The organism is Sedimentitalea sp. XS_ASV28 (assembly GCF_041224545.1).
Lineage (GTDB): Bacteria > Pseudomonadota > Alphaproteobacteria > Rhodobacterales > Rhodobacteraceae > Sedimentitalea.
In genome coordinates, this window is the sequence record NZ_JBGFGP010000143.1 from 13,150 (window position 1) to 37,646 (window position 24,497).

At 62.5% G+C, this 24,497-nt stretch carries 28 protein-coding genes and 1 riboswitch; of the genes, 7 read left to right on the forward strand and 21 right to left on the reverse strand.

Going from position 1 to position 24,497, the window contains the following annotated elements; all coding sequences use genetic code 11:
* Positions 1 to 38 precede the first annotated feature (38 nt).
* Positions 39 to 536: a murein L,D-transpeptidase family protein gene (locus AB9K34_RS13290; RefSeq protein ID WP_369954910.1), complete on the forward strand. Its 498-nt coding sequence runs from the start codon at positions 39 to 41 to the stop codon at positions 534 to 536.
* Between the two features lie 101 nt (positions 537 to 637).
* Here AB9K34_RS13290 and lspA read toward each other — a convergent pair whose 3' ends face one another.
* From lspA to AB9K34_RS13335, 9 genes are read right to left on the reverse strand one after another with little or no spacing between them, the layout of a single operon-like run.
* Positions 638 to 1,111 (reverse strand): signal peptidase II, encoded by a 474-nt coding sequence (gene lspA / locus AB9K34_RS13295; RefSeq protein WP_369955043.1) that lies wholly within the window; start codon positions 1,109 to 1,111, stop codon positions 638 to 640.
* Between the two features lie 5 nt (positions 1,112 to 1,116).
* Positions 1,117 to 1,899: a ZIP family metal transporter gene (locus AB9K34_RS13300; RefSeq protein WP_369954911.1), complete on the reverse strand. Its 783-nt coding sequence runs from the start codon at positions 1,897 to 1,899 to the stop codon at positions 1,117 to 1,119.
* Between the two features lie 22 nt (positions 1,900 to 1,921).
* The gene (locus AB9K34_RS13305; RefSeq protein WP_369954912.1) at positions 1,922 to 2,380 is read right to left on the reverse strand and encodes a DUF411 domain-containing protein; all 459 of its coding nucleotides are present in this window, start codon (positions 2,378 to 2,380) and stop codon (positions 1,922 to 1,924) included.
* A complete protein-coding gene (locus AB9K34_RS13310; protein WP_369954913.1) occupies positions 2,377 to 3,750 on the reverse strand; it encodes a M23 family metallopeptidase in 1,374 nt (457 codons plus the stop codon). Before AB9K34_RS13310 ends, AB9K34_RS13305 begins: the two co-directional genes overlap by 4 nt.
* Entirely contained in the window at positions 3,747 to 4,373 is a 627-nt protein-coding gene (locus AB9K34_RS13315) for an SCO family protein (protein WP_369954914.1), read from the reverse strand. Before AB9K34_RS13315 ends, AB9K34_RS13310 begins: the two co-directional genes overlap by 4 nt.
* Positions 4,373 to 4,840, reverse strand: coding sequence for a copper chaperone PCu(A)C (locus AB9K34_RS13320; RefSeq protein WP_369954915.1), 468 nt, complete (start codon positions 4,838 to 4,840; stop codon positions 4,373 to 4,375). The genes AB9K34_RS13315 and AB9K34_RS13320 overlap by 1 nt, the downstream gene beginning before the upstream one ends.
* 28 nt (positions 4,841 to 4,868) lie before the next feature.
* Positions 4,869 to 5,528: a DsbA family protein gene (locus tag AB9K34_RS13325; RefSeq protein ID WP_369954916.1), complete on the reverse strand. Its 660-nt coding sequence runs from the start codon at positions 5,526 to 5,528 to the stop codon at positions 4,869 to 4,871.
* 5 nt (positions 5,529 to 5,533) lie between these two features.
* On the reverse strand, positions 5,534 to 5,947 hold the full coding sequence (locus AB9K34_RS13330; protein ID WP_369954917.1) for a disulfide bond formation protein B: 414 nt from the start codon (positions 5,945 to 5,947) through the stop codon (positions 5,534 to 5,536).
* Positions 5,948 to 5,952: 5 nt separating this feature from the next.
* Positions 5,953 to 6,555, reverse strand: coding sequence for an SCO family protein (locus AB9K34_RS13335; protein ID WP_369954918.1), 603 nt, complete (start codon positions 6,553 to 6,555; stop codon positions 5,953 to 5,955).
* 179 nt (positions 6,556 to 6,734) lie between these two features.
* Here AB9K34_RS13335 and AB9K34_RS13340 point away from each other — a divergent pair, with 179 nt between their 5' ends.
* From AB9K34_RS13340 to AB9K34_RS13355, 4 genes are all read left to right on the forward strand, one after another.
* Positions 6,735 to 7,163, forward strand: a complete 429-nt coding sequence (locus tag AB9K34_RS13340) for a helix-turn-helix domain-containing protein (RefSeq protein ID WP_369954919.1) — start codon at positions 6,735 to 6,737, stop codon at positions 7,161 to 7,163.
* A gap of 379 nt (positions 7,164 to 7,542) precedes the next feature.
* Positions 7,543 to 8,277, forward strand: a complete 735-nt coding sequence (locus AB9K34_RS13345) for a cytochrome c biogenesis CcdA family protein (RefSeq protein ID WP_369954920.1) — start codon at positions 7,543 to 7,545, stop codon at positions 8,275 to 8,277.
* A gap of 92 nt (positions 8,278 to 8,369) precedes the next feature.
* Positions 8,370 to 8,759 carry a hypothetical protein gene (locus tag AB9K34_RS13350; protein WP_369954921.1) on the forward strand — a complete coding sequence of 130 codons (390 nt, stop codon included), beginning with the start codon at positions 8,370 to 8,372 and terminating at the stop codon, positions 8,757 to 8,759.
* A complete protein-coding gene (locus AB9K34_RS13355) occupies positions 8,749 to 9,669 on the forward strand; it encodes a cation diffusion facilitator family transporter (protein WP_369954922.1) in 921 nt (306 codons plus the stop codon). The genes AB9K34_RS13350 and AB9K34_RS13355 overlap by 11 nt, the downstream gene beginning before the upstream one ends.
* A 622-nt stretch (positions 9,670 to 10,291) precedes the next feature.
* Here AB9K34_RS13355 and AB9K34_RS13360 read toward each other — a convergent pair.
* The 10 genes from AB9K34_RS13360 to AB9K34_RS13405 all read right to left on the reverse strand — a co-directional run bounded on the left by AB9K34_RS13360 (position 10,292) and on the right by AB9K34_RS13405 (position 20,125).
* Positions 10,292 to 11,542, reverse strand: a complete 1,251-nt coding sequence (locus tag AB9K34_RS13360; RefSeq protein WP_369954923.1) for a hypothetical protein — start codon at positions 11,540 to 11,542, stop codon at positions 10,292 to 10,294.
* Positions 11,539 to 13,074, reverse strand: a complete 1,536-nt coding sequence (locus tag AB9K34_RS13365; RefSeq protein ID WP_369954924.1) for a VWA domain-containing protein — start codon at positions 13,072 to 13,074, stop codon at positions 11,539 to 11,541. The genes AB9K34_RS13360 and AB9K34_RS13365 overlap by 4 nt, the downstream gene beginning before the upstream one ends.
* Entirely contained in the window at positions 13,071 to 14,051 is a 981-nt protein-coding gene (locus AB9K34_RS13370; protein ID WP_369954925.1) for a VWA domain-containing protein, read from the reverse strand. The genes AB9K34_RS13365 and AB9K34_RS13370 overlap by 4 nt, the downstream gene beginning before the upstream one ends.
* On the reverse strand, positions 14,048 to 14,530 hold the full coding sequence (locus AB9K34_RS13375) for a DUF4381 domain-containing protein (RefSeq protein ID WP_369954926.1): 483 nt from the start codon (positions 14,528 to 14,530) through the stop codon (positions 14,048 to 14,050). The genes AB9K34_RS13370 and AB9K34_RS13375 overlap by 4 nt, the downstream gene beginning before the upstream one ends.
* Entirely contained in the window at positions 14,527 to 15,483 is a 957-nt protein-coding gene (locus AB9K34_RS13380; protein ID WP_369954927.1) for a DUF58 domain-containing protein, read from the reverse strand. The genes AB9K34_RS13375 and AB9K34_RS13380 overlap by 4 nt, the downstream gene beginning before the upstream one ends.
* A gap of 13 nt (positions 15,484 to 15,496) precedes the next feature.
* Positions 15,497 to 16,480 (reverse strand): AAA family ATPase, encoded by a 984-nt coding sequence (locus AB9K34_RS13385; RefSeq protein WP_369954928.1) that lies wholly within the window; start codon positions 16,478 to 16,480, stop codon positions 15,497 to 15,499.
* 128 nt (positions 16,481 to 16,608) lie between these two features.
* On the reverse strand, positions 16,609 to 17,319 hold the full coding sequence (locus tag AB9K34_RS13390; protein WP_369955044.1) for a DUF1194 domain-containing protein: 711 nt from the start codon (positions 17,317 to 17,319) through the stop codon (positions 16,609 to 16,611).
* Complete coding sequence (locus AB9K34_RS13395; RefSeq protein ID WP_369954929.1) at positions 17,319 to 17,747, reverse strand: VOC family protein; 429 nt, start codon at positions 17,745 to 17,747, stop codon at positions 17,319 to 17,321. The genes AB9K34_RS13390 and AB9K34_RS13395 overlap by 1 nt, the downstream gene beginning before the upstream one ends.
* A 69-nt stretch (positions 17,748 to 17,816) precedes the next feature.
* On the reverse strand, positions 17,817 to 19,235 hold the full coding sequence (locus AB9K34_RS13400; protein WP_369954930.1) for a tetratricopeptide repeat protein: 1,419 nt from the start codon (positions 19,233 to 19,235) through the stop codon (positions 17,817 to 17,819).
* Between the two features lie 11 nt (positions 19,236 to 19,246).
* Positions 19,247 to 20,125, reverse strand: a complete 879-nt coding sequence (locus tag AB9K34_RS13405; protein ID WP_369954931.1) for a factor H binding protein domain-containing protein — start codon at positions 20,123 to 20,125, stop codon at positions 19,247 to 19,249.
* 185 nt (positions 20,126 to 20,310) lie between these two features.
* Between AB9K34_RS13405 and thyX the strand changes: the two genes are divergently transcribed.
* Positions 20,311 to 21,216, forward strand: a complete 906-nt coding sequence (gene thyX, locus AB9K34_RS13410) for an FAD-dependent thymidylate synthase (RefSeq protein ID WP_369954932.1) — start codon at positions 20,311 to 20,313, stop codon at positions 21,214 to 21,216.
* Positions 21,217 to 21,311: 95 nt separating this feature from the next.
* A complete protein-coding gene (locus AB9K34_RS13415) occupies positions 21,312 to 22,745 on the forward strand; it encodes a cobyric acid synthase (RefSeq protein ID WP_369955045.1) in 1,434 nt (477 codons plus the stop codon).
* On the opposite strand, the gene cobF is transcribed toward AB9K34_RS13415, so the two are convergent.
* Together cobF and AB9K34_RS13425 are read right to left on the reverse strand one after the other, a co-directional pair.
* Positions 22,742 to 23,497: a precorrin-6A synthase (deacetylating) gene (cobF, locus tag AB9K34_RS13420; protein ID WP_369954933.1), complete on the reverse strand. Its 756-nt coding sequence runs from the start codon at positions 23,495 to 23,497 to the stop codon at positions 22,742 to 22,744. The genes AB9K34_RS13415 and cobF overlap by 4 nt on opposite strands.
* A 58-nt stretch (positions 23,498 to 23,555) precedes the next feature.
* Entirely contained in the window at positions 23,556 to 24,233 is a 678-nt protein-coding gene (locus AB9K34_RS13425) for an energy-coupling factor ABC transporter permease (protein WP_369954934.1), read from the reverse strand.
* Between the two features lie 49 nt (positions 24,234 to 24,282).
* A riboswitch (cobalamin riboswitch) is annotated at positions 24,283 to 24,475 on the reverse strand.
* Positions 24,476 to 24,497 lie beyond the last annotated feature (22 nt).

Below are 24,497 nucleotides of genomic sequence, written 5' to 3' on the forward strand. Positions count from 1 at the left end.
TCGCAAAAAAAAGGAGTCGAGCAGTGATGAAGACCGGAATGTCACGACGGATCTTGCTATTGGGCGGAGTGGGCGCTTTTCTGTCCGGCTGCGCCAGCAAGTTCAGGACCTACAGGGGACCGGAAGTCACCCGCCTGCGGATGTACAAGGCGCAGCGTCTGCTGGTCTTGGACGGTGCGGATGGTGTCTTGCGACAATACCCCATCGGGCTTGGTTTTGCCCCCGAAGGACACAAGCAGTTCGAGGGCGACGGACGCACGCCTGAAGGATCCTACATCATCGACCGGCGAAACCCCGAGAGCCTTTTTCACCTCTCGATCGGCATTTCCTATCCGAATGAGGCAGACATCGCTTTTGCGGCGGCGCAGGGGCGGTCTCCCGGAGGAGATATTTTCATTCATGGCGGTCCTCGGCGCGGGATCGACCCGGTGAACAAGCGCGACTGGACAGCGGGGTGCATCGCTGTGACCGATCGGCAGATCGAGGAGATCTATGCGATGGTCAGGGACGGAACGCCAATCGACATATACGCCTGAGCCGCGCCAGCCAGGCGGCCAAAACGGTCATTATGTGTGCTGCAAAAGCAGGAACCCGAGCGCGTATGCGGGGGCAATGACGTCAGACCGTCAGGTCCCCGTCATGAGCCGGTCTGAAGTTTCTCGCCCAGCCATGGTGCCGCGAGCAAAAGGCCCACGCCGCCGACCACGAACACATCGGCCATGTTGAAGGCCGGCCAATGTGTCGATCCGATGTAGAAATCAAGAAAGTCGGTCACCGCGCGGTGGCGCGTGCGGTCCATCACGTTGCCAAGTGCTCCGCCGATGATCGCGCCATAGGCAAGCGCCTCGACCCGGCAGGTGGTGCGCGCCAGCAGGACCGCGAGCCAGACGCAGATGGCGAGCGCCATGATGACGAGGCTCCACCATGGCGCGCCACCAAGCAACCCGAACGTCACCCCATCATTACGCAGATAGATCAGATTGAAACCGGGAAAGACCGGGAGACCGGTGCTCAGAACGGCGGCATTGGCGACGACGACGGCCTTGGTTATCTGATCGACGAGCAAGGCAGCTCCGGCGGCAACGGCGCCCTGGAAAATCCCACTCCCCATCTGCATCACGCCAGCCATACATCCAGGAACAGCATGATGACGAGACCGACTGCGAGACCGAGTGTGGCCCGGTTCTGGTGACCGGAACGGTGGGTCTCCGGGATGATCTCGTGGCTGATCACATAGAGCATGGCACCGGCCGCAAAGGCGAGTCCCCACGGCAGCAGCGGCTGCGATATGGTGATGATGCCGGCTCCCAGAAGCCCGCCCAACGGTTCGACAAGGCCGGTGAGGGCGGCAATGCCCCAGGCGCGCCATCTGGAATACCCCTCGCCAAGCAGCGAAACGGCAACTGCCAGACCCTCGGGGGCGTTCTGCAGTCCGATGCCGATGGCAAGCGGCAAACCACCCGAGAACCCGTCAGCACCGAACCCGACACCGACGGCCAGACCTTCGGGAAAATTATGGATCGTGATTGCGATGATAAAAAGCCAGACGCGGCGCAGCGACGCGGCATCGGGACCTTCCCGTCCGGTCTTGAAATGTTCGTGTGGCAGCCGTTCGTTCATCAGGGCAACCGCGCCCATGCCAAGCAGGATTCCGATACAGACGATGGCCGCCGGAATCGCACCGTTGTCGAACTGTCTCTCGGCAGCCTCGAGAGCCGGGATGATCAGCGAGAAAAACGACGCCGCAAGCATGACGCCCGCCGCAAAGCCAAGCAACAGGTCGCGCGTGGCGCGCGAGGGGATGCGTCCGAAAAGAACGGGGATGGCGCCGATTGCGGTCATCGAGCCGGCGGCCAGACTTCCAAGAAAGCCAAGTGCAATGGGAGAGAGTTGTTCCACGTATTCCCGCCTCGCTGAACTGTCAGTTCGACGCCGGGTAACTGCTGAAAATCTCGGTCAAGCCATCGCCGCCGATCAGAACAACGTCATATGCCTCACGATCTTCTTCCGGCCCCATACCCGGCGACCCATAAGGCATTCCGGGCACTGCCAGCCCCACGGCATCCGGGCGTTCATCCAACAGTTGTTTGATGTCGGATGCCGGTACATGGCCTTCAATAACGTAACCCTCGATCACAGCGGTATGGCAGGATACCATATGCTGTGGCACGCCGTTCTCGCGTTTGAAACTTGCGAGAAGCCCGCCGGCCATGTCTTCGCCCGCCGGCGCGAAACCGTTTTCCTCAAGGTGCTCCATCCAGGAGAGGCAGCACCCGCAGCCGTCGGTCTTGCGAACATCGATGGAGATCGCCTCGGCCAAGGATTGCGCTGCGGGCAGCACCGCGAACGCAAATGCAAGAACGCGCGCATGTCTTTTCATGTGTCAAAGCCTTTCGGTTGTGGGAATTCGCTGGCGAGCCTTTCAGCCAAGAGCGAACGTGCCTTGCTCAGCCTTTCAAATGCGGCTGTCGTATCTTTCACACGTTCGACCGCCTTCGCAAGCCGGTCGCCTTCAAGTGGATCGGTAGGACGACCGTCAATGCGCACTTCGTAATGCAGGTTGGGACCCGTTGCGGTCCCGGTTGCCCCGACGCGGCCGATCACATCACCCGCAAGCACGCGCTGCCCTTGCTTCAACCCGTCCGGCACACCGCTCAGATGCGCATATCGCGTGAGCGTATCGGAGCCATGTGTCACCTCGACCACGCGGCCATATCCGCCGCGACGACCGATAAAGCTCACGCGGCCAGGCGCCGTTGCATATACGGGAGTGCCTTTGGCCGCGGCAAAATCAACACCTGTGTGCATCCGGACATTGCCATAAACCGGGTGCGTGCGGCGGCCGAACACGGAACTCAGCCGTGCCCCTTCCACCGGCTGCGCAAAGACGCGCAGCATCTTGCCATCGACATAGATCGTCGCCCGGCCTGTACCGTCATCCGGCCAGACGATCTCATAGACCGACCCGCCGAGGTCAAGCGCGGCGAAGGAAAGTTCGGGCTGACCGATCCTCTCGGTTCCGGCGCGCGCCTCGCGCCAGAGCAGGCGCATCGTCTCGCCGCCCGAAAGTTCACGCCGAAAGTCGACTGTGCCGCTGAGCATCTGCGCCAGATCGACCGCGAAGCGTGCGGGGATGCCCTCCTTGTCCAGCGCCGCGAAGATAGAGCTTTCGATCACCGCCTCGCCGGCAAATGTCATCACTTGGGCGTCCGGCTCCAGCACGCGGGTGACAAATTCGTCGCCGAGAACCGTTTCGATGCGCACGCCGTCTTCGACGGCCAATGCCACGCGTGTCGGAGTGCCGTCGGCTTTCGAGATGACGGTGACCATATGACCGGGGCGCAATCGGCGCAGATCATATTCCGCCCCGAGCGCGAGTGCGATCTCGGCGCGGTCAGGTGCGGCGATGCCGGCGTCTGCCAGTGCGGCATCCAGTGTCTCGCCCGCCGCGATTTCACGCGACCACGTGATCAGGGGTGGTTCTATCGCGGGCAGGGATGTTTCGGCGGAAGCGGGCTGCACGAGGGGCAGAGGGGCAGTCGCAAGCCCGACGCCGACATGCGCCGCCTTGGGCAAGGTCACTAATCCGTCGGCAGGCTGCGGTGTGGTGAGCGGATGGGGACCCCACGGTGTCGCCTCGGCAATCGCCGGTGGGGCCGGCGCTTTCATCAATGCCCCTGCGATACCAAGACCGGTCACCGATAATGCGCCTGCGGCGGCGACGGTCGCCAAGCCGGTTCTTATCTTCATGTTGCCCCCTTGACATCTTCTGACAGTACGCGCCTCAGCTTGGGCACTGCAAATTCTCTCGGTTCATGATAGTCGATCGTCGTGACAAAGCGGCCCGTGTCATCGAACAGGAACACGCTGGCCGTGTGGTTCATGGTGTAGTCGCCATCCCCGGTCGGGACGCGTTCGTAAGAGACACGAAATCCTTCTGCGGCGCGGGCGATCTGGGCCTGCGGACCGGTCCAGCCGCGAATGGCAGGATGAAAATAGCTGACATATTCAGCCATGGCATCGACGGTATCCCGCTCCGGATCGACGGTGATGAAGATCACGTTCATCTGCGCCGCCTGATCCCCGAGCTCTTCCAGCCAGCCCGAGAAATCCGACAGCGTCGTCGGGCAGATCTCGGGGCAGTAGGTGAAGCCGAAAAACACCATGGTTGGGCGTCCGACCAGCGTGCCTGGACCAACGTCATTCCCCTCATGATCGATCAGGCGGAAATCCATCTCCGAAAGCGAAGCTGGCCGTTGTCCGCCCGGTTTCGGCGCTGCGGGACCGTCCACGCGCCACCACCCGACACCAAGCGTCAGCCCGAGCGCACCGGCACCGGCTGCACAATACTGAAGAATGCGCCGACGCTGCATCAGCCCTCCGGTCCGCGTGCGGCGATACCGAGGATCGGGACCTCGACGATCACTTCGCCGCCATCCGCGAAGGTCAGTGTCAGCGGGAAACTCTCGCCCTCGGTCATCGGGTTTTGAAGTTTCATCAGCATGGCGTGCAGCCCGCCCGGCTCAAGTGCCACGCTCTCGCCCGCTTCGATCGTGATTTCGTCGACAGGCGTCATCGAGCTGACCCCATCGGCGTTGGTTTTGGTTTCATGGATTTCGGGCATCATTGCCAGTGGCGTTGCGAGCCCGGTCAGCGTTACCGCATCTTGACCATTGTTGCGCACGATCATGTACGCGGCACCCGGTCGCTTGACACCGATCGAGGCGCGGGCCCAGGGTTTGTCGACACTCACATCCTCCGAACCGGCAAATGCCGGGGCAGACAGGCCTGCGGCCAGCACGAGAACGGCCAGTCCATTGAGGTATCGCAGCTTGTTCATGGTAGTTTCTCCTGTATCTGAGCACGCATCAGCCTTGGCTGGCTGCAACCTCGGACGCGACCAATTGCCGAAGTTCGGCTTCACCGAACGGATCCAGCGGTTTCGAGTTCACGAAGAACGTGGGTGTTTGACGCACGCCGACCGCTTCGACATCGGCGCGATCCTGGTTCAGCACGGCAACGACTCCGGGGGCCAGCATCTGCGTCTTGGCGGCTTCGATATCCAGACCTCCGCTTGCGGCGATTTCGAGGATGAGGCCCGGTGCGGGGGCACCGTGAGACGCCCATCTGGGTTGTTCCCGCAAAACCGCTTCGAGCACGGGTTCGAACACGCCCTGCATCCGCGCAGCTTCGAGAATCCTGACCGCCTCCATCGAGGCTTCGCCGTGAAAAGGCGTGTAGCGGATCACGACACGGACCGCATCGCCGTGCTGCGCCATCATGTCCTTGATAACCGGATAGAATGCGCGACAGGCTTCGCAGGCCGGGTCAAAGAACTCGACGATGGTGACCGGCGCGGTTTCGGGTCCGAGGATCGGGGAATAGGGCCGGATCAGCACGTCGTTCACCCCGGGCGCGACGGGGGCTGCATCGGTCACGGGTTGCGGGCGGCTGACATACCAGGCCGCTCCGCCAAATGCGGCAGCACCAACGGCGAGAACGGACAAAACGAGGCCGCGTCGATTCATGTTTGTTATTCCTTCAGTGAAAGAGCCGACAGCACTGCGATCATTGCGAAGGCGACAAGCGCCATCAGCGGAATCGGTATGCCGAAGATCAGTTGATTGTCGTCCGTGCAGGAGGGGCCGGTTGCTGTGCAAGGCTGGATACGCTCGGGGATCAACCCGACATAAAGGCCCAGGTGCCAGGCTGCGATGGCCGCGCCGCCCAGAGCCAGCGCGAGTCCGTATCGACCAACGCGCGCGTCCTGCCACCACAGGCCAAGCCCCAGCACGATGGCCAGGGGAAACATGAAGGCGCGCTGGAACCAGCAGAGCACGCAGGGTGCCTGTCCGAGCACTTCGCCAATAAAGAGCACGGCGAGCGATGAGATCAGTGCAATGATCCATGCCAGACCAAGCGCGGTTTCTCCGGAAAGTCGAGTCATGCGGATCAGATCCTCTCTTTCAGATCGGCGATGATGTCCTCGGCGGGCGTGCCATAGGGCCAGGAGTCCGCGAAGCCTGCCTGCGTGTCGAACAGGAAAAGATGCGATGTGTGGCCCATCGTATACCCGTCCGGGGCAGTGGACTCTTCGATCCGCTCGTAGAATATGGGGAAGGTTTCGGATGTCGCTGCAATCTGCTCGGGTGTACCGGTAAGTCCGATGATCTCCGCGTCGAATAGCGGAACATATTCTGCCAGGGCCGCAGGCGTATCCCGCTCGGGATCGATCGTGATGAAGATCGGCCGCACCTTTGCCGCCTCGTCGCCCAGGCCTTCCATCACGGCGGCAACTTCGGACAGGGTTGTCGGGCAGATATCAGGGCAGTTCGTGAAGCCGAAAAAGATCAGCATCCAGCGCCCTGCGAAATCTTCGTCTGTCTGGACCATGCCGCGATGATCGGTGAGTTCGAAATCAGCGAAGAAGGTGGGTTCGTCTTCGGCACGGGTCCGGTCGGAACGGTAGTCGGACCAAAGCAGTAACCAGATGGAAACGAACGCCGCGACTCCCACTAAAGCCCATAATATCTTTTGAAGACCTGTAAGCCTCACGCTGCTCCGCCCGGATTTGATTCTGTGTTTTGAGTGCGTCTACATCCTCTAGCTGCTGGAGGTTCAAGCCGTATTTTGACCGGAAACGGCCTGTTCACCGACCTGTGAGACGCCCGTGGGAACTTGTGCCGCGTGGCACTTAAAGCTACACCCGCTGTAGGTAAGATGGAGAGATGGTGATGTTGACGATCGGCACTCTGGCGAAAAAGACCGGAACCAAGGTGCAGACGATCCGCTATTACGAGCAGATCGGGCTGTTGCCCGAGCCGGGGCGATCGGCTGGCGGCCAGCGCCGCTACAGCAACAGCGAACTGGATCGCCTGTCCTTTGTCAGGCACGCGCGGCAGCTTGGGTTTTCACTGGATGCGATCCGCGAACTGCTCGATCTCAGCGATCACCCGCACAAGTCCTGCGCCGATGCCGATGCCATCGCCCGCCGGCAACTCAAGCAGGTCGAACAACGCATGGCCCGGCTTGAGGCCCTTCGGACAGAGTTGCAGAGGATGGTGCGCGAATGCAGCGGCGGCGATACCGCTGACTGCCGTGTGCTGGAAGTGCTGCGCGACCACTCCGAGTGTCTGACCGACCACGAAGAAATCGGCGCCTGATTGCGCGCGTTCTTGTGCAGGGCATCGGCTGCTGTGCCGCACGGATAAATTGGTGTCTCGATGCCTCGAAATTCTGGTTGGTATCTTGTGTCGTATCAGCGGTCATGCCCGGCTGATCTCGTGCGCGGCCAAAGCGGTCGGGAAAACCGGGCCGCTGTGGCCTGTTCCGGGGTGAAATCGCGAGCCTCTGACCGCTGTATGTGTTCGTTCGAAGGTTATTCGCCGGATTTGCCGGATACGCTTGTCGCCGGTGCCTGCGGATAACGGCCACACTCAACATCGCCGGGCTGCGCCTTAACCAGAAAATCTTGTTGATCCTCTAGTGGCTTTAGCTTTTACAAGGGCCGCGTTTCATGCGCCAGAACAAGGCAGGAATTGAATGATCGAAATTTCCGGTGTTGGGATCGCCGCCGCCTTTCTGGGTGGGGCCATTTCCTTTCTGTCGCCCTGTGTCCTGCCTTTGGCGCCCGGCTATGTCTCTTATATCGCAGGGCAGCCCGTCACCGCCTCCGGAGAGTTGCGCAGCTTTGGTGAACGGGCGCGCAGCGTGATTCTCAGCCTGTGGTTCGTCCTCGGATTTTCCACGGTCTTCGTGGCGCTTGGGGCTGGCGCCAGTCTGCTGGGCGGGATGCTTTTGCGATGGAAATACGAACTTGGTCTCGCCGGCGGCGCTCTGATCATATTGTTCGGGCTTGTCATGATGGGGGCGATCAGGATCCCCGCCATGATGCGGGACACCCGGATGAATGTCTCTGCCAAAGGGGGCAATCCACTGGGTGCGTATCTTCTGGGGCTTGCCTTTGCGTTCGGCTGGACGCCCTGCATCGGACCGGTGCTGGGATCGATCCTCGCGGTGAGCGCGACGTCAGGTGCGGATGGCGTTGCGCTTCTGGCGATCTATTCCGCCGGGCTGGGCTTGCCCTTCCTGCTGATCGCGCTGTTCACCAACGAGATCGCGGGCAGGCTCAAGCGGGTCGGTGCGCTGGGGCGATGGCTCTATCGTGTCTCGGGTGGATTGATGGTGCTGATGGGGATCGGCGTGATGACAGGTCAGATCAGCCGCCTTGCCTTCTGGTTGCTCGAAACCTTCCCGGTGCTTGGCACGATCGGATAGGATCGTGATTATGGACAGGCTGTGAAAAAGGCTTGCACCTACAGTCACTGTAGGGATTATCACTCTTCTTGAACCATTCCGGGAGAGACCCTTTGACACGCTCCGATTGCCATTTGCTTGCGACGCGATTGCTGGACTTTGACACGTCCACGGTCTCTGGACTGATACGGGATCGCGGATCGGAAAAGCTCGCCCGCCAAGAACGGATTGGTGCGGTGTACGAGTTTGCCCGGAACGAGATCGGGTTCGGCGACAACCGCGCCGGCGATATTCCCGCATCCGAGGTGTTGGCCGAAGGCATCGGACAGTGCAACATCAAAGAAACCCTGCTCATGGCCTTGCGGCGCGACCCGCTCTATCGCCTTGCGCACGGTCACTGGACGAGTGCGCGGTTTCGCAGAATCCGATCGGGGCACGTGCCGCGCATTCCCGGCATGGCCCTCCCAAACCATATCCAAAAGGAGACACAAAGTGCCACATGATCACGGTCACGCGCAGATTGATCCTGACTCGGGGGACCGTCGTGTCTCGATCGCCATATGGGCGAACGCCCTCCTGACAGTTGCGCAGATTCTGGGCGGCATCCTCTCGGGGAGCCTGGCCCTGATCGCGGATGCGCTGCACAATTTCTCGGATATGGCGTCGCTGGTGATCGCGTTCGCCGCGCGCAAGATCGCCAGGCGCCCCGCCGACGACCGTATGACCTTCGGATATGGCCGCATCGAGGTCGTCGCCGGTCTGATCAACTACACGACCCTGATTCTCGTTGGTGTCTATCTGCTCTACGAGGGGGGGATGCGGATGATCGATCCGCCCGAAGTCGCGGGCTGGACCGTCGTGATCCTGGGCGGCATCGCTCTGATCGTCGACACGCTGACGGCGCTGCTGACCTATTCCATGCAGAAGGGGAGCGTGAACATCCGGGCCCTGTTCCTGCACAACCTTTCGGACGCTCTGGCTTCTGTCGCCGTGATCGTCGGTGGCTCGCTCATCCTTCTCTACAATATGTGGTGGGTCGACCCTGCGATCACGATCGGTATTGCCGTCTATATTCTCTACCTCGCCATAACGGAAATCGGCGAACCCATTCGCATTCTTATGCTGGGAAGCCCGCCCGACCTGGACGCCGGGACAGTGGTTGCGGCCATCAGGGATGTCGATGGGGTCCGGGACGTACACCACGTTCACCTCTGGCAGATGCAAGAGAACGAAGCCGCGCTCGATTGTCATGTGGTTGTCGATGAGGGTGCGTCACCGGAAGACACCAAGGTCGCCATCAAGGCACGCGTCGCAGAGCAGTTCGGTATTCGTCATTCCACCCTGGAGTTCGAGGATCCGGAAAACGCCCACGACGACGCGCAACTCTACGGGCACGAGGATCACCGGGCCTGATACAGGGAGATTTTGCTGGGCACTCCGCGATGTAGAGGCGCGCCAGAGCGGAGTATGAAAGGTACGCAAGATTGGGTCCTGATTCAAATTTTATGCATTTTGATGGTTAAGGTGCCATGACAGGGTGTGCCTTGAGCAGATCAATGTTTGCACGGCCATACATCTGGTGCTTCAGCGTCTTCAAACGATTGATCCGATCCTCTGTCTGTCCGTTGCCATGGTTCCTGCAACGCGGTTGCGACAGCAGCTTAGTCTTTCTGCAGGCAGCGCGCGAAGGGTGCGATCATGCTGTCTCTGGCCGCATCGAGCCACGCCTTCAATTCGTTCGCACGTGCATTGCGCACCATGTCGGTGAGGCGGTTGAACAGTAGCTACATGCGTTGCCCGTGATGATCGTCATCGGCCGATACAGCTGCGCATTGTCACATAAGCTTTTGAAAAAACGCCCTGTTTGCCTTTCCATCGCGACTGGCGATCAGGAGAAGATCAATCAAGCGGCCGTGTCGATCAACCGGTCGCGATCAGTTCGCAATCGCGCAGTCATGGCAAAGGACTTCCGGTCCGATAGGCCCTGTGCGGTGTGACGGGGCAGTTCCGTCTCGCGCGGTCAGCGCAAACAAGCTCAGGGGTTGAGCGGCGGCAGGGCCTCGTCGTCGGGGACGTGTCGCCGCACGGCGTGCCAGCGCCGTCTTGCCGCCGCATAGGCCGCCGAAAGGTGCCGCCATGCATCCGTGTCGTCACGCCGTTCGCCCCTGCCGAACCGTGCCGCGCCGAGCGCTGCTAGTGCGCTGTTCAACGGGGTGAAGTCCTGCTCCGTCGCAGCGTGTGCCACGGATTTCCAGCGATCAAGCGCGGTCATTGCCGCAGAAAGGTCGCGCCGGGCTATCGCGCGATGCACGGCGCGATGGGCGTATCGCTCCGAGTTCTGCCAATCCTGCCGCAGCGCCTCATACCTCTGGATCAGGGCGGGGCGAAACCGCCTGAACAGACCCAGGCCCGCGATCAGCAACACGCCTGCGAGCGCCAGCCATTTTGCAATTTCTCCCGGATCCGGGGGCGGCGCGGGGGCACCCGTCACGGATAATGGAATTTCCGGAACCGATGCGGTTTCGATCGCGCCGGTTTCAAGGTTGAACCAGTCAATCGCGATTGCAGGCAACACCTGCGTCCCGTCTCCCTGCGCCACATAGGTCGTGACCTCGGTGCGGGTGCCCGACAATATGCCACGTTCATCGCTCTCCGACACCACCGGGTCCCTTGGATAGGCGCGCAGGGCCGTACCGCCGGACGAGACCGCAAGCCGCGGGATGAGAACCGGTGTCGTCCCCTCGATGCGCGCAGTCACGCGCCGGGTGATCGCATCCCCCACCGTCATCTCGGCCGTGCCGTCGATCTCCTGCGTGAGCGTGAACCCACGCGCCAGGACCGGAGGCGAGAGTTTCGCGGCAGCCGCCGGTATGGTGGCGACAAAGCGGATGTCCGGCAATGGCGCAGAATATGCAACGGGATCCGTACTGTCCGGATCCGCGTAGGTGATCGCCACATTGCCCGTGGGCAGGACGTAGTCGCCGGCCGCCAGCGGATAGAGTTGATAGGTGCGTTCGATCCCGTACCAGGTTTCGCCATCCACGCGGTCGCTTGCCGGGTTGGAGGCCCGTTCAGGCTCGTGCACCATCAGCGAAGGTATCTCGAGCGTCGGGAAGCCCGGCGGCTTGGGCATCCATGTGGGCACCAGCACCCGAATGCGCAGTTCGAGCGGCTGCCCGACCACCACGGTGTCGCTTGCCAGCTCCACGCGAAGTTCGGGGTCCTGCGCCAGCGCCACGACCGGGCAGACGGGTATCAGGAGCAGACTTGCCAGCCACCGTATCATTGCGACGCCCCCGAGGTTTCAACGGAATTCTCAAGAAGAAAGCGCGCGCGCAGGAAATCGCCCATATCGGTGTCGATGCTGTCTATCCACTGTTGCGCGGTCTGTGGGGCGGCGTCGCCGGATGGGGCCTCGATGCTGGTCTCGGCACCGCGTTGGGCTTCGTTGTCAAATACGATCTCGTCTGCGCCGACGCCACGGTCCTCGCCGGTGTCGGACTGTTCCCGTGCCCTTTCGACATAGGCGACGATGGCCCAGGCGACGTCGCGATTGGTTGCGGCGGTCGGAAAATCCGGTTGCCGCTCCAGTGCCTTTTCAAAGGCCCGCGCACCGGGGCGATACTCGCCGTTCCGAATACGCGAGATCCCCTCTGCAAAGGCGGCGTCCGGGGTGTCGAGTGCGGCAAAGGTTTCGGCGGCCTCTGCATATTGCCCGGCCCGCATCTGGGCGTATCCGCGCCACATAGGATCGGCGAACAGCGCCGCCGCCCTGGCGTAGTCCTTGCTCTCATAGGCGAGCCGACCCTGCTGATCGGGCGTCAGGAACCAGTCTCGCCATCCCTCGGCATTGCCCGCCGAGGGAAGCTGCAAACCGGTCGCGATCAGAAATGCCATCGTCCAGCGCATGGTCCAGCCACGCCGGAACCACAACAGCGTCAGCAGCGCCGCGGGCCAGAGCAGCCAACTGCCGCGATCCTGCCATTTCAGACGCTCGTCGGCCAGCAAGGCGGCTTTGTGGGCCGAGCGCAGGGTCCTTTCAATGTGCGCCAGATCGCTGTCATCGGTGCTCAGGGGGACGACCGTGATGCCGTCGATCTGGCCAAGCTGCGCCGGAATTTGCCCATCCGGCAGTGTCACCAGCACAACAATCGGGGGCAGGGCGCTGTCATCCTGTGCGTTGAAGCCCGCGATTGCCGCCGGATCGAAATCATCGAGCACCATGAGGATGGCCCCCGGCGTTTCCGCACTGTCGTTGATCTCGAGCGCCAGCGCGAGCGCCGCAGCAGGGTCATCGCCGGTTTTCGGCATCACCGCCGGGCTCAACCCGTCCAGCAGGGGGCGCAGGATATTGGGGTCTTCGGTCGGTGGTGAAACCCGGTGGGCAGAGCCCGCATAGGCGATCAGCGCGGTTCGGGCGCCGGCGCGGGCTTCGACGAGATCGAGTATCTTGAACCGGGCGCGATCAAGCCGCGAGGGGGCAAGATCGCCGGTTTCCATGGATTTCGTGACCTTGAGAGCGACCACAAGCGGCGCGGTTTCCGATACCAGCGGGTCGGGCATGCGGCTCCAGCTCGGCCCGGCGCTCGCAATCGCCAGCAGCGCCAGCCCCACGGCCACCCCGTCGATCGGATAGACGCGCCGGCCCGCCGTGCCACCGACCTTGAGTGCCGCCGCAAGGTGCGGTGCGATTTCACCAGCGGCGATTTCGCGATCCGCCTTGCGTGGCCGCGCCATGATCCAGAGCACGGCGATGGGCAGCAGACACAGCAGCCAGAGCGGGCGCAGGAAATGAAAGGCTTCAATCGTTGCCATCATGCCGTCGCTCTCCTGCTTTTCACCAGCAGGATGGCAAGCGTCAGCAGCCCGAGCAGCAAGGCGGCACCGGCAGCAATCCATGACAGGTTCTCGGTTGGCCGAAAGCTCGTGCTGGTGGTGATGCGGGGAGTCATTTCGTCGATCTGACGATAAATCCGGTCCAGCGCCTTGGCATCATCCGCGAAGAAGTAGGTGCCGCCGGTTCGCTCGGCGACATCCCTGAGTGCGTCGAGATCTTCCTTGTCTTCGCCTGCCGCCTCGGGATCGCCAACGCCGATGGTCTGAATGGTGACACCGCGATCTGCGGCGATCGCGGCGGCATTGATCGGGGTCATGCGGCTGCTGGTATCGTCGCCGTCGCTCAGCAGGATGATCAGCCGCTCGTCCACCTCGCTGGCTTCAAAGGTGCGCACGGCCAGACCGATCGCGTCACCGATAGCGGTGTTGGGGCTGGCCATGCCAACCTGTGTCTGGTCCAGAAAACCATCGAGACTTTGCAGATCCTCGGTGAAGGGGGCCTGCACAAACGCCTGCGATCCGAAAACGATCAGGGCCATCCGGTCGTTGTCTCGGGCGGCGATGAAATCCTTGATCACCGATTTGACCACGGCCAGCCGCTGTTGCGGGGCGCCGTCCGCGCCAGTGAAATCGCGCTCGTCCATCGAGCCGGAAATATCCAGCGCCAGCACGATGTCGCGTGCGGATTTCTCGATGACCACCGGCTCGCCCAATCGCTGGGGTTGGGCCAGTCCGAGTACGATCAGCGTCCAGATGCCGAGCGTGGCCCCGGTCTGGAATCTGCTGCGCCGCAGGATGGTTGCCCCCTGGGAGGGGGTTTCACCGGCCGCATCGGTCAGCATGCGGAAAAAAGGCACCCGGATCGCGGCGACCCTTTCCCTGTGCGGGGGCAGATACCGCCAGGCAAACCACGGCAGGGGCAGCAACAGCAGCAACCAGGGGTGCGCCAGCGTGATCATTTGCGCGCGTCCTGAACGGGGCGACGGTGCGCCTTGACCCAGCGGCGCGCCAGTTCGGCAAGGCCGGGCGTCGCGGCAACCTCGCGGTAGGGGGCCTCGGCCAGAGCCCGTCCGGGACCGTTGGCAAACCCGTCTCCGGGCATTGTCCGGTCCAGAAAGTTCAGCCATCTCTCGCCGGTCAGTGCGGCCACGTCCTCGCGCGGAAAGGCGGCAAGGGCGGTGCGGCGCAGGATCTGCGCGATGCGCGCCGGATCGTCTCCGGCTCCGGCCAGTGCCCCGAGGGCTGCGCGGCGATAGGCGTTGGCGCGCCGGTGACGCAAGACCAGTCGCAACAGGATCAGCATCGTGGTAACGAGGGCGACCGCCAGCCATACCCAGCCGATGGTTTGAGGGGTCATCGCGATCGGTGGCGGTTCCGGTGCCGGCTCCAGGCGGTCAAGCAATTCGATGAGGTTGAGGCCGTCCAGCTCTTGCGTCATCGTGCGGGTCCCGTCTGGCCGAGCAGGTGGCGAAGTTGTTCGAGCGCCGGGCGCGTCGTCGTCATCGGCAGGAAGGGCAACCCGTAGGCGCGCGCCCAACGGTTCAGCCGCGCCAGCCGCCCGCGCATGACCGCTTCGATCCGCTCACGTATCTTGCCGTCTGCCGTGTTGATCTCGGCCTGCAATTCGCCATCGGAAACCGCCACACGAAAGCCCTCAGGCAGCGCCTCGGCCATCGGGTCGGCAATGCTGAAAAGCAGGACGTCATTATGCCGGGCGAGCGTGCGCAGAAGGCGTTCTGTACGATCATCGATGCCGTCGAAATCCGAAAAAATCAGCACCAGATAATCGGTCTTGGCAATCCGTGTCGCCGACTCGAGCAGGGCGTTGAACGAACCGGGTTCTTCAACCGAGTGCGACGCGCTCAGGTGTTGATTGGCTCGGGCAATCGACGCGAGCAGGCGGTGCAGCGCGTCGGGTGAGCGGACAGGACGATGTTCAGCCACGGCGTCATCGCCGAAAACCAGCCCGCCGACACGGTCGCCCTGCGCCAGCAGCCGATGGGCCGCCAGTGCCGCCGCTTCGGCAGCAACCACCGATTTCATGTAGACCCGACTGCCAAAGAACATCGACATGCGCTGATCCACCAGCAACAGCGTCGGGCGGTCACGCTCTTCGGTATAGACGCGGACATGGGGCTTGCCGGTACGTGCGGTCACTTTCCAGTCGATGGTACGGATGTCGTCGCCCGCGAAGTAGGTGCGCAGTTCTTCGAAATTCAACCCGCGCCCGCGCAGCCTGGATGCATGGCGGCCGTTCAGAACCGATTGCGTGGGTTGCCGTGGCAGCAGGCTCAGGTTTCGCGCGGGGCCGGCGAGCCGAAACAACTGGCGCAGATCGACATGTACACGGGGGTCGTGCTGGCCTGCCGGGCTATGCGCGCTTGCGGTCATGATCCCCTCGTGACTATGGCAACGCGACCAGTTTGATGATCTCGTCGGTGATATCGTCCGCCACTTTTCCGTCGCCCTGCGCTTCGTAGCTGAGCGAGATACGATGGCGGAATACGTCATGGGTGATCGCGCGGACATCCTGCGGATCGACATAATCGCGCCCGGCCATCCAGGCATGGGCGCGGCTGCATTTGTCAAGCGCCAGCGATGCGCGCGGACTGGCGCCGACGTCGATCCATCTGCCAAGCGCTTCGTCGAGTTTCGCCGGGGTCCGCGTGGCATAGACCAGATCAGCCATGTAGCGGTCCATTGCATCCGAGACATGGATCCCGCCAATCTCGGCACGCGCGTCGAAAACGGCCTGCTGCGCGATGACCTCGGGTTTGGCGGTGGTTTGCCCGGCATGCGCCTGCGCGGTGCGCTCCTCGCCACGAACCAGCCGGATGACGTCTACCTCGTCCTCGACCGGTGGATAGGTGATGTTCACATGCATCAGAAAGCGGTCCATCTGCGCTTCGGGCAGGGGATAGGTGCCTTCCTGTTCAATCGGGTTCTGCGTTGCCATCACGATGAAGAGCGGCTCCATCCGGTGCGTGGTGCCTGCGACCGTGACCTGCCGTTCTTCCATCGCCTCAAGCAGCGCCGCCTGCACCTTGGCGGGGGCGCGGTTGATTTCGTCGGCCAGCACGATGTTGGCAAAGATCGGACCGGGATCGAAGCGAAACTCGGATTTGCCGTCGCCCTGCACGTAGACCTCCGTACCCGTGACGTCGGATGGTAGCAGATCGGGTGTGAACTGGATGCGGCTGAACCGGGCATCCAGGTTCTTCGCCATCGCCTTGATGGCGCGAGTCTTGGCAAGGCCCGGCAGACCCTCGATCAGCAAGTTGCCATTGGCCAGAAGCCCGATGATGAGCCGGTCAATCACATCGGTTTGCCCGATGATGGACTCGCCCATTCGACGTTTGAGATCCTGGATGTGATCAAGCGCAGTCATACGCAACTCCCAGCGGCAAATCATCAGTTCTGTTCAGCCTATCGGCTCGGGCCGCTTTGTGGAAGATCTGCTTGTGTCGATGCGCTGAATGCGCGGGCGTGCCGGACCGGACCGTGTGACGCGTTCGATCAGCCGGCTTCGTTCGGCCCCGAGAGCGCACCCAGACTTGGCACGTCAAGCTCGCGCTCCAGCTTGCGGCGCATTGCGCGTTCGTAATCGTCAAATCCGCTTGCAATCTCGAGGAATGCGCCGGGGCCGCGCAGGATCTCGTCGCGATAATAGTCGATCAGGGCGACCTCTGCCTCGTATTCGCCGGCATTGACGACAAGCCCGTTCACTGTCACACCGTCGAAGGGAAACTCCGCATAGGCGGCGGCGGGGCCAAAACCCTCGTTGTTTACCCCGTCCCCGGCCATGTCGAGCGTTCGGAACAGGCATTGCGGCGCGCGCGACAGCAGCCCGGCACCATATCCGAGCGCATAGCCGATTGCAGTTGGAAAGGCATTGTGACTGCGCGTCGATTGGCCGACCCTGCGGGCGGCGTCGAGCAACGCGTTCTGATCGGTGATCAGGCGCCAGTCGAGGATGATTTCCTGGTTGTAGCGCCCACTCCATTCATAGATCGCGAGCGCCACGGGCAGGTCGGTTGCAAAAAACGCGCGCCGTACCTCCGGGGCGATCAGCGCGGCGGCCAGCCCGTTGCGTTGCAGCCGGTCCTCCGCGGCGTCGACCGAGGACGAAACGTCAATGGCAAGCGCCAGCGCGAGCCGGCACTCTGATGCGTCTGTCGCCCCGGCTGCACCGGCCACGGCCAGTGCGACAGCGGCGGCGCGGCGGATCACCAATGGCCCGTGTTCTCCATGCTGGCCCAAGGCTCTGCCGATACCAGCGGTTCGCCCGCCTGCAACAACTCGACAGAGATATTGTCGGGACTGCGCACAAAGGCCATGCGCCCGTCGCGCGGCGGCCGGTTGATCGTGATGCCATTGTCCATCAGGTGCTGACACGTTTCGTAGATGTTGTCGACGCTGTAGGCGAGATGCCCGAAATGGCGGCTGTCGCTGGGCAACCCCTCATCCCCGTCCCAGTTGTATGTCAGTTCGACCGGGCATTCCTCCTGTCCCGGAGGCGCCATGAAGACCAGGCTGAACCGGCCCTCTTCGCTGTCGTGCTGACGCGTCTTTTTCAATCCCAGAAGCTCGAAAAACGCCATCGTCTTTTCAAGATCGGCAACGCGCACCATCGTGTGTAGATATCGGATTGTCATGTTGGTCTCCTCGGTTGACCCGAACACTAACGCTTTCTTGCTGCGGGGCCAGTGGCTGGTCCCGAAATTTCAGAATTTTGATCCGATACCGAGCGAGACCGAGAATTCGCGCGAGGAAAAGCGGCTGAAATTCGAATCCTTGCGCCCGGTGCGCAGGCGCAGGGTGGGCACGAACCCGGCATAGTCGTAACGGTCGAACACCAGCGTCAGATCGCCATAGAGCGATTTATCGGTGCGCGGGACCGCGCCGTTCAGGCTGAACAGGAACTGGTCGTAGTTTGTATATCCCATGACCAGCCCCATCGAGAGGCGTGTGGGGCCGACCGCACGGCCAAGCGTATAGCTCGCCCGCATCGATACCGTCGAATAGGTGCCGTTGATGCTGACCGCGTCCACGTCCTGATAGGCCAGCGCGAGCCCGAGGATGTCACCATTCGCCAGTTCTTTGCCGAAATCAGCACCAAGGCTCAGGACACGCGCGTCATTGGTGGTATAGCGCGCATCATAGCGGCGTTCCGCATCCGCGCGCAGCGCATAGCGCGTAACGGGATCGGGTCGCCAGCTGCGCGCCACGCCCAGGCGTGCAAAGCGATAATTGCGCTCGCCCCCGTACCAGCTTTCGCCGATTCCCAGATCAACGCTGGCCTGACCCCGTGACCCATCCCCGCCGACCGCGCGAAGATGTGTCAGTGTCGCTGCGACGTAGGTCGAGGCAAAATCCGAGCCGGATACGTCGGGTGCGGTGGCTCTTGCGCTGTCAGACAGCGCCACGCGCTCGACATACAGCCGCGCGCCGAGGGTCGTCATGCCTGTTTCATTCACATGCAGCCGGTAGGAGGGGGCAATATCAAGCGAGGCGATCAACCCCGAGAGGGCAAGCCCCGCCCCCGAAATCGTTCCTTCGTCCGGGACTCCGTCGATGATGTTGCGCGAGGTGTCGGACCCGTTGTTCACGTTATCCGAGGGGCGCAGATCACCGCGCAGCCGCAGCGACCACGGGTTGACCCGGCGCAGCAGCTTGTAGTCCTGCGCGACACGTTCTTCATCGGCCTCGGTCGGCGCATGAATTGCGGTGCGGCGCAGCCAGAACTGGGACAGGCTGTATCTTTCACCCTCGAACGCCATGCGTGCCGCAAGCTGTGCGGCCTCGAACCGGGCGGGGCCGGCCTCTGCGTTGCGATAGGCATACCCGGCGGCGCGGCGGGCAAGGTCCGGATCGCCAAGTCGGGCATAACCGCGTGCGATGATGTAATAGGCCAGCGGGTCCCGTGGATCGGCCCTGAGCACCGCCTTGGCAAGTTCGATGGCAACGCCCGGATCTCCGGACTCCAGCGCGTTGATGGCCATGTTCCGCACCTGTGCCGCGTCCAGTTCGAGCGGCGCGGCAATACCGTCCCGCGCCCCCGCCACCATCAGCCCGAGCACGATTGTCAGCCAGAGTGCGGCTTGGCGGACCAGATCGAAAGGGAACAGGCGCGGGCGCGGCATGTGCCGACGCCTCAGTTGCTGCGTTCCAGAACGAACAGTCCGAATTCCTCTGCGTCGGACTCGCCGGACACGTGACCGGATGTATAAAGCGCGCCGGCGACTGCGTTGGCATTCGGACCGCCGAATGCGCCGCCATATTCTCCCCTGCTTTGCTCTTGCTGGGTCACGTTGCCCGCAAAGGAGCCGTCGGCCTGAATATCTGTCGGTGCGATTTGCAGCGGCTCGAGATCCGCGCCCGTGGCGGCATAGGTCCGGTTATAGATCTGTCCCTTGACACGCATGTTCGAGAAATCCGCGTTGATCCGCGCGTCGCCGAAAACCCGCCCGGCCTGTCGTGGCCGCACGGCGGGGTCCGTGCCGGGTGGCACCGGCAACAGGGCATCGCCGTTGTCCGGCAGGTTCATCAGACCGACATATTCGCCGTCATAGCGCACATCGGCATTGGCTTCATTCGCGGAAGGCACCGAAAAACCGCTCGCGGAGTATGTCGCACCGCCGTTGTAATATCCGTCCAGCCCGCCCGACACAGCCACGACACCGCTGGCGCCGTCCACCGCACGGGCATAGGCCGTGGTGTGCGTGTTGAGCGGATCGGGCTGACGTTCGAATGCCTGATACTGACCACCGGGCGAATCCAGCGACGCCTCGCGCACGTATTCAACCGGTAACTGCGTGCCGTTGAACGAGACACCGGTGATCACCAGACGCGGGTCGGTCGGATCGGGGGTATATGTTGCGGCGTCCAGATCGCTGGAGACAGCCTCGGGTATCGGGCTTGTCGGCGCGACCGGATCCGTGCCGCCTCCGTCTTCCTCGTCGAGAAATGGATTGCCGCCGCTGCACGCCGACACGGCTGTCGCAAGGGCGACGCCAAACACAAACCGCTTCATCTGCCTCATCAACCTTTTGGTGGTCGTTGCGCACAGAGTCCGCGTCCCGCATTGAAAAGTCAACGCGTATACACGCCAAAGTCGATCAACGTGGCCGATAGGTGACCCCCATTTAGCGGTTCACGTGCGCCACATCACTATATACAGTCGAGTTCTCAAGAGATTCTGCTGCGAAAGGATTCGCCATGCCGCTGTCACCAGAACAACAGGCCGAAATCGACGCGTTGCGGTCCGATCCGCAGCCGACCTTGCGCACGGTCGCGCCGGGCATGGAAAAGCACCTCTATCAGGCGCGCCAGGTACTGGATCACGGGTTCGTCCGGGTCATCGACTATATGGGGGATGATGCGGCGATCTGCCAGGCGGCCCGCGTGAGCTATGGCAAGGGGACGAAATCGGTCCAGAATGACGAGGGATTGATCCGCTATCTGATGCGGCACTGGCATTCCACGCCGTTTGAAATGTGCGAGCTCAAGCTGCACGTGAAACTGCCGGTCTTTGTCGCACGACAGTGGATCCGGCATCGCACGGCGAATGTGAACGAATATTCCGCGCGCTATTCGATCCTCGACCGTGAATTCTATATTCCCGCGCCCGAGCACATCAACGCCCAGTCGCAGGTCAACAACCAGGGCAGGGGCGATGTGTTGCAGGGCGAGGAAGCGGCGCGGGTGCTGGAGATCCTCAAGGCGGATTCCGCCCGCTGCTATGACAATTACGAAACGATGATTTCCTCTGACGGGCAGGAGGGGCTGGCACGGGAGCTGGCGCGTATGAACCTGCCGGCGAATATCTACACGCAATGGTACTGGAAGGTGGACCTGCACAATCTCTTCCACTTCCTGCGCCTGCGCGCGGATTCTCATGCCCAGTACGAAATCCGCGTCTATGCCGATGCGATCTGTGAAATGGTCGCCGACTGGGTGCCCGCGGCCTATGGTGCCTTTGAGGATTATCGCATGGGCGCAGTCACCATGTCGGCGCAGATGGTCGATTGTTTGCGGCGGATGCTTAAGGGCGAAACCGTGACACAGGAAAATTCCGGTATGAGCGCGCGGGAATGGCGGGAGTTCGAAGAGGTGGTTTCCTGATCCGGCCTGCCCGGACCATCGCGCCGGAACAGCCGAAATGACTTGCCGGAGGGCTTCCTGATGCGTGGCACGATTTTGCCGTGACCAAGGCGTTGATGATCCAGGGAACCGGGTCGAACGTGGGAAAGTCCATGTTGGTGGCCGGTCTGTGCCGCGCTGCCCGGCGGCGGGGGCTGTCTGTCGCGCCGTTCAAGCCACAGAACATGTCCAACAATGCCGCCGTCACCACAGATGGGGGCGAAATCGGGCGCGCTCAGGCGTTGCAGGCGCTGGCCTGCGGGCTTGAGCCGCATACGGACATGAACCCGATCCTGCTCAAGCCCGAGACCGATACGGGCGCGCAGGTCGTGGTGCAGGGGCGGCTTCGGACAACCGTGCGGGCAAGGGAGTACTCCAGGCTCAAACCGACCCTGATGCCAGCGGTGCTCGAGAGCTTCCACCGCCTCGGCACGGCGCATGACCTGATCATTGTCGAGGGCGCCGGCAGCCCCGCCGAGGTCAACCTGCGCGACGGCGACATTGCCAACATGGGCTTCGCGGTTGCTGCTAATGTCCCGGTCGTGCTCGCCGGCGATATCGACCGGGGCGGTGTCATTGCGCAGATGATCGGCACGCGGGCGGTCTTGTCCCGCGAGGATGAGGCCATGGTTGCCGGTTTCCTGATCAACAAGTTTCGTGGCGATCCGAGCCTGTTCGATGAAGGGTATGCGCTGATCCAGAAGCGTAGCGGATGGCAGGGTTTCGGTGTTCTGCCGTGGTTCGCCGACGCGTGGAAGCTGCCCGCCGAAGATGCGCTCGACATTGCTTCGGCGCCGCATACCGGCGCCTGCCACGTGGTCTGCCTGTGCCTGTCGCGGATTGCCAATTTCGACGATCTCGACCCGCTTGCGCAGGAACCGGGGCTGACGCTGACGATGCTGCGCGCGGGCGAACCGATTCCCGGTGATGCGGATCTGGTGATCTTGCCGGGCAGCAAATCGACCCGGGGCGACCTGGCCTTTCTGCGCGCGCAGGGGTGGGATATCGACCTTGCGGCGCATGTCCGGCGTGGCGGTCATGTTCTGGGCATTTGCGGAGGCTACCAGATGCTTGGACAGCGCGTGCGTGATCCGCAGGGCATCGAGGGACCGGCAGGGGAAACGCCGGGGCTGGGCCTCTTGGATGTTGTCACCGTGATGGAGCCTGAAAAGAGATTGACGCGGGTGCGGGCCGAGCATCTGGCATCAGGGCAGAGGTTCGACGGCTATGAAATCCATATCGGTCAGACAGACGGTCCGGATTGCGCCCGACCCTTCGCGCGTATCGACGGTGTTGACGAAGGCGCGATAAACGGCACCGGACGGGTGATGGGGAGCTATCTGCACGGGCTCTTTCGCAATGACGGGTTCCGCTCGGCATTCCTGTTCGGCCTTGGCGTGGCCAATGCGGGCCTGCGGTATGACGCGGAGGTCGAGGCCACGATGGATGCGCTGGCGGATCATATCGAGACCCATCTGGACGTGCCCGGATTGCTTGCGGTTGCGCGTTAACGCGAAATACCCCGGCGACGCCGGCGCAACAGGTAGATATCCATGATCCAGCCGTGATCGGCGCGGGCGTGCTCCCGCGTGGTGCGGATCTGCTCTGAGACCTCATCGAGCGGGCCGCTGATCAAAATCTCCTGGGCCATCCCCACATAGGCCCCCCACCAGATGTCATATTGCGCCGCGTCGAGAGTCTGGAAGGAACATTCGCCATCCAGCATGATCATCGCGGTGTCGGTGCCCTGCGGCCAGCCGGTGTCGCGCAATTGTCGGCCCGTCGTCACCATGAACGGCGCGCCGAGTTCGTTGACCGGAATGGCATGCGCGGCGGTCAGCGCCTGCAGCGCGGTGATGCCGGGAATGACGCGGGTGTGCGGTTGCGGATTGAGCCGTGCGGCGATCCTCAGCGAACTGTCATAGAGCGAGGGATCGCCCCAGACCAGCAACGCAACCACCCCGGCCTGCGGGCAGGTATCCATCGCGGCCTGCCATCGTGTTGCGATTGCGTCGTGCCACGCGTCCACCCCGCGCAGATACCCGTCATCGGTCCGTCGCTGGGGGATGTCGAAATACGCGATGCGCGGGGGCTCATCGGTCACGTCGTTTATGATGGTTTCCCGCAACCCGGCGAGGTCCGATTTGCCGGCCCCCTTGCGCGGGATCAGGATCAGGTCGGCGCGCCGGATGGCCTCCACCCCTTCACGGGTCAGGTGATCCGGATTGCCGGTTCCGATTCCGACCAACAACAAGTCTTGCATGACAAACAAAAGGCCCCGTCGCGCGAACGGACGAGGCCCTGCTCCTTGTTGGTTGCCCTCAGGCGGCGTTGTGCAGGCGATCCGTGACCAGCGCGGAATGGCGCAAGCCCTTCATGGATTTGGCCGCGGCCAGCACCGCGAGATCGATCAGCGGCTCGATCAGCACGACCATCATGTAGGCAAGTCCGAAGCTGCCGACCGAGGCAAAGGTCTCGGCACCTGCGCCTTGGCCATAGAGTGCCCAGAACGCGACCCAGGCGACAACGCCGCCTTGATAGGCTGCCGACAGTTTCAGCACATCGGTGTATGTCAGGTCGACATAAGCCACGTCCTGCGGCAACATCTTGCGCGCCATTGCCCCGATGGCAAAGAGCGGCACCAGCAGGGTGGTGATGTTGACGAAATACATCGGCATGTCGGTCGGGGCAAAGAACAGGCCCTGAATCAAAAGCCCGGCGGCGAGACCGACGGCGGCGGGCGCGATGCCGAGGATCAGCAATAATGTCGTGCCAAGGATAAAGTGGACCTCGGAAACACCAACGGGGAAATGCGGCAACACCTCGAAGAATACGAGCACCGCCGCCGTCGCCAGCGCGCTGCGCGCGACGAAGGACGGGACAGAGCGGGTTTTCAACTCGTCAGCAATCAGTTTCAGCGAATAGCCCGCGGCGGCGGCTGCCGTTCCATAGGCCAGTACCATTTTGGCACCGTGCACGATTCCGGGTTCGATATGCATGTTCTTCAATCTCCTTACCGCCAACCCCGGCGGATTACGTGGCCGCCAGCGCGACCGGTTTCACCACGGCAGGTTTCCTGACTTTCGGATCGGCGCACGTGCTGTCCCTTCCCGGCATTGTGCCAGTGGTTCCATCGACGCGTGCTCCCCGATTACAGTTGCGGGGGCAGTCCGGGCATTTCACCCTGTTCCCTATTATCCCAGACCTTGAGAGCCTGGGCACCGTGTTCCCTTTCATGGGAGAGATGCGTGTCTTGCGTCAAG